This window comes from Winogradskyella sp. (assembly GCF_025210595.1).
Taxonomy (GTDB): domain Bacteria; phylum Bacteroidota; class Bacteroidia; order Flavobacteriales; family Flavobacteriaceae; genus Winogradskyella.
Window position 1 is genome coordinate 1 of the sequence record NZ_JAOARH010000120.1, and the last position, 7,828, is coordinate 7,828.

The 7,828-nt window shown below is 31.6% G+C and carries 7 protein-coding genes; 3 read left to right on the top strand and 4 right to left on the bottom strand.

The window, feature by feature from the left end; genetic code table 11:
* From N4A42_RS12285 to N4A42_RS12295, 3 genes are all read left to right on the top strand, one after another.
* Positions 1 to 571: sensor histidine kinase (locus N4A42_RS12285; protein ID WP_294074422.1), on the top strand; the 571-nt coding region annotated here is incomplete at its 5' end.
* Positions 564 to 1,274 carry a LytTR family DNA-binding domain-containing protein gene (locus N4A42_RS12290; RefSeq protein WP_294074423.1) on the top strand — a complete coding sequence of 237 codons (711 nt, stop codon included), beginning with the start codon at positions 564 to 566 and terminating at the stop codon, positions 1,272 to 1,274. The genes N4A42_RS12285 and N4A42_RS12290, both read left to right, overlap by 8 nt.
* A gap of 70 nt (positions 1,275 to 1,344) precedes the next feature.
* On the top strand, positions 1,345 to 1,935 hold the full coding sequence (locus N4A42_RS12295) for a hypothetical protein (protein ID WP_294074424.1): 591 nt from the start codon (positions 1,345 to 1,347) through the stop codon (positions 1,933 to 1,935).
* Here N4A42_RS12295 and N4A42_RS12300 read toward each other — a convergent pair.
* From N4A42_RS12300 to N4A42_RS12315, 4 genes are all read right to left on the bottom strand, one after another.
* On the bottom strand, positions 1,932 to 2,762 hold the full coding sequence (locus N4A42_RS12300; RefSeq protein ID WP_294074425.1) for a hypothetical protein: 831 nt from the start codon (positions 2,760 to 2,762) through the stop codon (positions 1,932 to 1,934). The genes N4A42_RS12295 and N4A42_RS12300 overlap by 4 nt on opposite strands.
* Positions 2,763 to 2,836: 74 nt before the next feature.
* Positions 2,837 to 4,618, bottom strand: coding sequence for a serine hydrolase (locus N4A42_RS12305; protein ID WP_294074426.1), 1,782 nt, complete (start codon positions 4,616 to 4,618; stop codon positions 2,837 to 2,839).
* Between the two features lie 175 nt (positions 4,619 to 4,793).
* Positions 4,794 to 6,194 (bottom strand): dihydrolipoyl dehydrogenase, encoded by a 1,401-nt coding sequence (lpdA, locus tag N4A42_RS12310; protein ID WP_294074427.1) that lies wholly within the window; start codon positions 6,192 to 6,194, stop codon positions 4,794 to 4,796.
* Positions 6,195 to 6,279: 85 nt separating this feature from the next.
* A partial coding sequence (locus tag N4A42_RS12315) for a S41 family peptidase (RefSeq protein ID WP_294074428.1) occupies positions 6,280 to 7,828 on the bottom strand: 1,549 nt, incomplete at its 5' end.

Below are 7,828 nucleotides of genomic sequence, written 5' to 3' on the forward strand. Positions count from 1 at the left end.
AAAAGAACAAGAGCTTAAGTATTTAAAAATGCAAATACATCCGCATTTCTTGTTTAATACACTTAACACCATGTATGGGTTTGCCATAAAAAAAGCAGACGAAACACCAGAAATGATACTAAAACTGTCTAATTTGTTAGACTATTTACTGTATCAGGTTGATAAACCTTTTGTAAGTTTAACCGATGAAATTCATCATATCGAAGATTATATCAGTCTCGAAAAAATGCGTTTTGCAGATACACTAAATGTCAACTTTACAAAGCATATACATTCATCATCTATTAAAGTTGCACCAATGATTTTTATTCCTTTTGTTGAAAATAGCTTTAAGCACGGAACTATCATAGATGGAGTTTTAACTATAGACGTTAATGTTGAAACAAAACCAAATTCAATTTTATTCACAATAAAAAACAGCTATTCTAAAGATTCTGAATACAATGAAGGAATTGGTTTAGAAAATATAAAAAAGCGTCTAGAGCTTTTGTATCCTAATAGATACAAATTACAAATCTTAAATAGCGATAAAGAATTTAGCGTTAACCTACAATTACAACTCAATGACTAAGGCTATATCTTGTATAATTGTTGATGATGAAGCTATAGCAAGAGATATTATAGCATCTCATGCATCTCGTATAGAAAACATTAAAATTATAGCCCAATGCAAAAATGCTATTGAAGCCTTTAATGCTATTAGTAACAACACTATAGATTTAGTATTCTTAGATATTAATATGCCTGAAATTTCGGGTATAGCTTTTGCAAAGTCTATTAATAAAGACATTAAGATTATATTCACAACAGCCTATAGAGATTATGCTGTTGAAGGCTTTGATTTGCAAGCTGTAGATTATTTGTTAAAACCTGTTGCTTTTGAGAGGCTTCTTAAAGCTGTAAACCGATATTTTGAAATAAGCACCAACACCAAAGACATACCTGCACAAAAATTAGATACCCAAGATTTTATCTTTGTTCGTTCTAATCGTAGAATGCTTAAAATAGATTTTGATAGTATCATTTATATTGAAAGCTATAGTGATTATTTAAAAATTCATCTTAAAGACGAAACCATTGTAACTAGAGAAACCATAAGTGCTATTGAGGCTAAACTACCTAAAAAACAATTTTTAAGAATTCATCGATCTTTTATTGTTCGCTTATCAAAAATTCAATCATTTACTAACGAAGAAGTTACAATTAATCGAGTTGCACTACCCATTAGTCGAAGTTATAAGAAAGAAGTTTTAAATCATCTAAAAAAATTTTAACTTCAAGTAAATAAAAATCCAAATCTAACGTTATTTTAGTCTTAGACTATTATACATTATTAACCGCTTAATGAACGATTATCTACACAACACTATCCCAAACTTAAAACCTTTTGATTATGAGCGTCATCACGATTCTCATTTCATAAATCAACAATGGGTTTTAGTTAATGGTATATCTAAAAAGAAAGCCGTTTACATTTTTAGAGATGATAATATATTAGAGATACAGCATAAAGATGCTTCTATTACAACGTCTTGGACGCTTAGTATTCAAAATATATTTACAATTGAAACTGAAGATGGTATCATTACCGTAAAAGCGTATTTTAAAGACAATGATATTCTAGTACTCAATCACCAAGATAAACAAGAGTTTGCACTTTATATTAATACCACAAATTACAATGAGGATTTAAATTCTATTGAAGACATCCAATCGTTTTTAAAAGATAAATACAAAAAGAAAGTAAATAATATCATCCACAAACACGAGTTTTACTACATCTCAAAGTCTAAAGAATTTGGACCTTTTACAGTAGAAGAATTAAAAGAAAAAGTAAAAAACGAAACGATAAGTGCCTATTGTTTTGTACGCGATGTTAACGAATATAACTACGACAAGCGTATGCGCATTATTGATTTAATGCAAGAGCTTTAATTACTCTTATACAAATCATATTTAGCCAACTCTAGTTCAACTACAGCTTCCCAATGTTCTTGAGTTTCTTTTTTATCACCGCGTTGAGTTTCTTGATCGTAACGTGTTTGGCGTCTTTCCATTTCGCTAAAAACACGTTCAAAAATTGGTTTTGCTTTGGCCACATTATCACTTGTAATGCTTGCGTCTGCTAGCTCTTTTCGTAGCTTTCTTGAGTAAATCTCAGTAATATCAAAATGAATTTGCTCATGACGCAAAACATAGTCATTTCGTCCCTCTGGCACTACCCAACTATCGTAATTATTAAAAACACTTCTTACAAATATTTTACCTTCCTTAAACATGTTTATACCAGATTCGTAACCAAAACCCGAATTGGTTAAAGCCAAAGTGTTTGGATATTTTAAGGTATCTGGTTTCCCTTTAAAATCGTCCCAAGTCAATTTTCTATCTGCACTCCATTCTATTTGAGTTTCGTACGTTTTAGGTGTTTTTATATAATAAATATTAGCTTTTAATCTATGGCAAGTACTCCATTTATCAGGTGTTTTATGCTCAGTAATTTTCACCACATTAGCACCAGCTTTTCTTGCCAAATCTTTTAAATTTAGAATGTTTTCATAATATGTACAGTTAACAGACAAACCACCATCTTTAGCAACTATTGAGCCCACTAAATCTTCTGTTATGGCTTGATCATCTGAAATATCTAAAACCACAACCAAAGCATTATTTGATAATGCTGGTAAAGCAAGTTGTATCGTGCTTTTTAATTTGGGTGCACAAGCTGTGAGTAAAATTAATAAGTAAAATACGCTTTTTTTCATAGTGCTAAAATAAAAAAGCGAGCCATTAAACTCGCTTATCTTAAACATTATATTTTAGTCTATTAAGTAATAATCTATTCCTTTAATTTTTTGCCATACGTTTCTCTTCCGCTTTGATTCAATATCATGCTCTCTACTATCCCGTTAACATCTCTATTAAACGTAACCTCTGCTTTAACTTCTTTTATATAGAATTTATCATGAGATACAGGTACAATCTCAAGGGAGCTTTGTCCTTTTGGTTGCGCAATTAATTTATCTCCTTCACGAAAAATCGTAACTATAAAATCTGCAGACAATTGATAATTACCTATATAATCATTTAATGTTTCTGGTGTGACTTCATAGACCTTAACAAGATTACTTACATCTACATTTAACTTTTTCAGCACATTAATTCCATGTGTATTTGCAGGATTTAATTCGACAGATTTTTTATAATTGACAATAGCTTCTTCTGTATTGCCATTTTGTAACAAAGCTTCAGCATAACTATCATAAACATTAGAAGACTCAGGAAATTCATCTACATTAAGTTTAAAAATAGCTAGTGCATTTGTAAGCTCTTTTCTGCTCATGTAATAATATCCTAATTCATTTATAGCATCTTCAGAAAAATTATAGTCGTTAAAATTGTTCGTTTTATACGTTTTGTATGTATTTGAGATGTTAACTGGGTCTTTGGCATCAATAACTGCTTTTAACTTTACCGCTATTGAAGGTTTAACATCGCACCTATTTCCCATAGATTCACCCGTTTTCCATCGTATCCAATCGCAAAATATTTGGGTATAAATATTATAACCCGAACCACCATTTGTAACCATTATAAAGCCATCATTAGTATCTGGATTAATTCTAAAAAACGCGTGCCAACCAGAATTTGCGCCTCCATGTCCTTTTAAAATATATGAATTTGAAATAGCTTGTATTTGATAACCCAACCCATAACTATCATTAGATACTGGAGTAGGTTTCATCATTTCCTTTAATGTTTTATTTTTTAATACTGTATTGTATTTATGATTAAAAAGACTAGCATATGCAAATCGTGTAAAATCTTCAATTGTTGTATGCAAACCAGCTGCTGCTTGTGCTGTAAATAATTCAAAATCTATTTCATTACCAAAGCTATCATATTCTAGAGATGATTTTTTAAGAATTTTATCATCAATTTTATAACTACTACTTGTCATACCAAGTGGATTTAAGATATGCTCTTGCATAAAGTCTTCAAACTTTTGTGCAGTCACTTCTTCAATAATTAATTGCAATATGGTATAACCACCACCTGAGTATTTCCATTGGGTTCCAGGTTCTATAATCATTTCTACACGTCCAGGCCCATTATTACGTCCATTAAGCGATTCCTCAATAGTAGACAAACGATCTTTTGATGTCCATCCTGGATATCCATGAAGCGATAAGCCAGCAGTATGACTAAGTAATCGCCTTATAGTAACTTTTCTTGAATCGAATTCTTTTGATCCAGGTAATTGCCATCGTGTTAAATAGTTTTCTGCTGGTGCATCTAAATCTACTTTACCTTGCTCAACCAACTTCATAATTCCCCAAGCTGCAATGGTCTTAGATATTGAGCCAATATTAAATCCTGTTTTAGTTGTTACTTGTTTCTTCTTATTCACGTTAGCAAAACCGTAAGCTTTTTGTAATACTATTTCTCCATCATCAATAATAGCAATGGCTGCTCCGGGAACTAGGAAATCATTTAAGAGTTTTGGAATTTCCTGGTCTATTTCTTTAATGAAAGCACTATGATTTTGTTGCTTATCTTGTGCTGATAATGTTAATGCAAACAAAAAGAAAACGAAAGCGGTCTTTTTAATGATATTCATAATATTCTTGTGTTAGTTAGATTACTTTATATCTTTAAAACGACTTAAATATGCTTTTGTAACATTGTATGGGTGAAATATTTATTGTACCAATAAAAAAACGAACCTTCCAATAACAATCGGAATGGTTCGTTTTTAGATTCTGAAATAAATTCAGAATGACAATATTCTTATTTTACACATGCAACGCTCTACCATCAGTAGCTGCTAAAGCGGCTTCTTTAATAGCTTCTGCAAACGTTGGATGCGCATGTGAGTAACGTGAAATATCTTCAGCCGATGCTCTAAATTCCATTGCTGTAACAGCTTCTGCAATTAAATCTGCACAACGTGCACCAATCATATGTACTCCTAATACTTCATCTGTAGTTTTATCTGCTAAAATTTTCACAAATCCATCTATATCTCCACTTGCTCTTGCTCTACCTAAAGCTCTAAATGGAAACTGACCTACTTTATATTCTGTTCCAGCTTCTTTTAATTCTTCCTCTGTTTTACCAACAGCTGCAACTTCTGGCCAAGTATATACTACACCAGGAATTAAGTTATAATCAATGTGTGGTTTTTGTCCTGCCAAAGTCTCTGCTACAAATACACCTTCTTCTTCGGCTTTATGAGCTAACATAGCACCTCTCACTACATCTCCAATAGCATATATATTAGAAGCAGAAGTTTGTAAATGTTCATTGACTTCTACTTGTCCTCTATCGTTAATTTTTACTCCAGCAGCTTCTGCATTTAAGCCATCTGTGTATGGACGACGACCTACTGATACTAAACAGTAATCGCCTTTCACCTCAACGATTTCACCTTTTTTGTTTTCAGCTTTAATAATAACTTCATCTCCATTACGCTCTACAGACTGAACCTTATGAGATACCAACATCTTACACTTTGCTTTCTTGAATACTTTGTTGAGTTCTTTAGACAAACCAGCATCCATTGTTGGTAAAATTCTGTCCATATATTCAATAACAGTAACTTCTGCTCCCAAACGACGATAGACTTGTCCGAGCTCTAAACCAATAACTCCACCTCCAATAATTATGAAATGCTTAGGAACTTCTTTTAATTTTAGAGCTTCTGTTGAAGTGATAATTCTTTCTTTATCTATATTAATAAACGGTAAGTTAGATGGTTTAGATCCTGTAGCAATAATAGTGTGTTTTGCTTCAATCTCACCAGCATCCTTTCCTTCTATTTTAATATGTGTAGCATCTTTAAAAGATCCCAAACCTTCGTAAACATCAATATTATTTTTCTTCATTAAGAAATCTATACCACCAGTAGTTTGGTCAACAACTGCCTGCTTGCGAGCAATCATTTTTTCAAGATTAACTTTTATTTCACCAGGAATTTCAATCCCATGATCTGCGAAGTGTTTTGTTGCCTCTTCGTAATGATGAGAAGAACTTAACAAAGCTTTACTCGGAATACAACCAACATTAAGGCAAGTACCACCAAGTGTAGAATATTTTTCTATTAATGCTGTTTTCATGCCTAATTGTGCACAACGAATTGCTGCCACATAGCCACCAGGACCAGAACCTATTACTGCTACATCGTAAGTATTCATAAGATGATTTTATCTGATTAAAAAACGGTAACAAAAATACAATTTAGATTATTTATTAACGAATTTTTATTAATGTATAATTAAGCTAATTATTCTGCTTTATAGCTCTTAAAACCCATTCTAATTCTGGATCTTTATTGTTTAGTCTATCCTGATATGTTGGTAGTATTTCCACATCTGGTTTTACACCATAACCATCTGGTGTTATTTTAGGTTTTGCGTCTATATGCATTAATCCTATTCTTGCTTTAATTTTAGTATTTGGTAACACATAACTTTTGTATTGCCCAGCAACCGTTCCGTTATAAGCTCCGCCAGTTTCTTCTCCTACAAAAATAGCGCGATTAGTTCCTTTAAGTTGTGTTGATAAAACTGAGGATGCCGAAAACGAATTTCCATTAATGAGCACATAAATTTTTCCTTTAAAATTAAGTGGGTTTGGCTCTTGTTCTTTTGCTGCTTTGTATTTGTAATAGAGTTGCCCGTCTTTTTTACTTGTTCTTAATAAATCGTACGTTACTACAACTGGCGAGAATAAACCGATTAATAATTTAGTAGTCACAGATGTAGAATTGCTCATTGCTGATTTTAAAATTGGCAATCGTGTGTTGGTTTCACTTTTATTAATCAATGTATAATTCTCATCGGTTAAATACGAGTAGAAAGTTAATATTTCATTAAGTCTACCGCCAAAATTATTTCGTAAATCAATGATAAGATGTTGTGATTTTGCAGAATCTATCTTAGTAAATACTTCTTCATAAAAGTCTTTATACTTACGCCCTTTGCTAAAGGATTTTATTTTTAAAACCGCTATTGTACTATCTTCACCTATAAAATTGAGGCTTTTAAAGTAGGTTTTCTTAAAAAAATCGTAACCATACTTTCTATAGTTTTCTCTTTTTCGCTTCCAAGCTAATTTTTTGGCTTTCTTTTTAGCCTTTCGTTCTGCTTTTGTAAGTGTATTTTTACTCTTAATTTGAGCTATTGAATCTCCTTTTATAGAATCTTTTTTTAATGCTTCTTTTCCTCTAAAAACACGCTTGTAAGTCTTTAAAAATGTAGAATCTTGATTGCGCAACTTCAAAGTAATGCTATCAAAATGTCCATTAGCCTGCTGATAATACTTTAAAAAACGATATCCAACAACTCTATCGTGAAATGTGGTATTATAACCATCTGAAGCTACTATTTTTTTATATTCATTATGGAGATTTATAGCATTATTCCCATTCACTTCTAAAAGCTCTGCATTTAGTAATAAAGAATCATTTCCTCTAGCTTCTCTAACAATTATTCTATGGTCTAAATATTCAAAATCTAAATTATTGATATCAAATTTAGACATTAGTCGTGCTTTTCTTTCTTTTCTTTTATACCTAATCGATGGTGGCGAAATAGACATATGCCCTTGACCAACAAACTTAGTTACTTGTGCCAATTCTTTATGAAAAGCACGAGAGGTCATAGGTTTGGTAATAGATTTTTTTAGGCTATCAAATTTAAAATCTAGATGCTCTTTAGGTATATATTGATATAAACGTGGATGGAATTTTTTAAGTTGTTTATATAGTTTATCTACATCGTCTTGCAAGTCTTCTACAGAATGTAATTTAGTTACAGCTTCATTATAT

Bases quoted from the DNA above. Each gene is read 5' to 3' on its own strand.
- N4A42_RS12290 (WP_294074423.1), top strand. From the start codon at position 564: ATGACTAAGGCTATATCTTGTATAATTGTTGATGATGAAGCTATAGCA.
- N4A42_RS12295 (WP_294074424.1), top strand. From the start codon at position 1,345: ATGAACGATTATCTACACAACACTATCCCAAACTTAAAACCTTTTGAT.
- N4A42_RS12300 (WP_294074425.1), bottom strand. From the start codon at position 2,762: ATGAAAAAAAGCGTATTTTACTTATTAATTTTACTCACAGCTTGTGCA.
- N4A42_RS12305 (WP_294074426.1), bottom strand. From the start codon at position 4,618: ATGAATATCATTAAAAAGACCGCTTTCGTTTTCTTTTTGTTTGCATTA.
- lpdA (WP_294074427.1), bottom strand. From the start codon at position 6,194: ATGAATACTTACGATGTAGCAGTAATAGGTTCTGGTCCTGGTGGCTAT.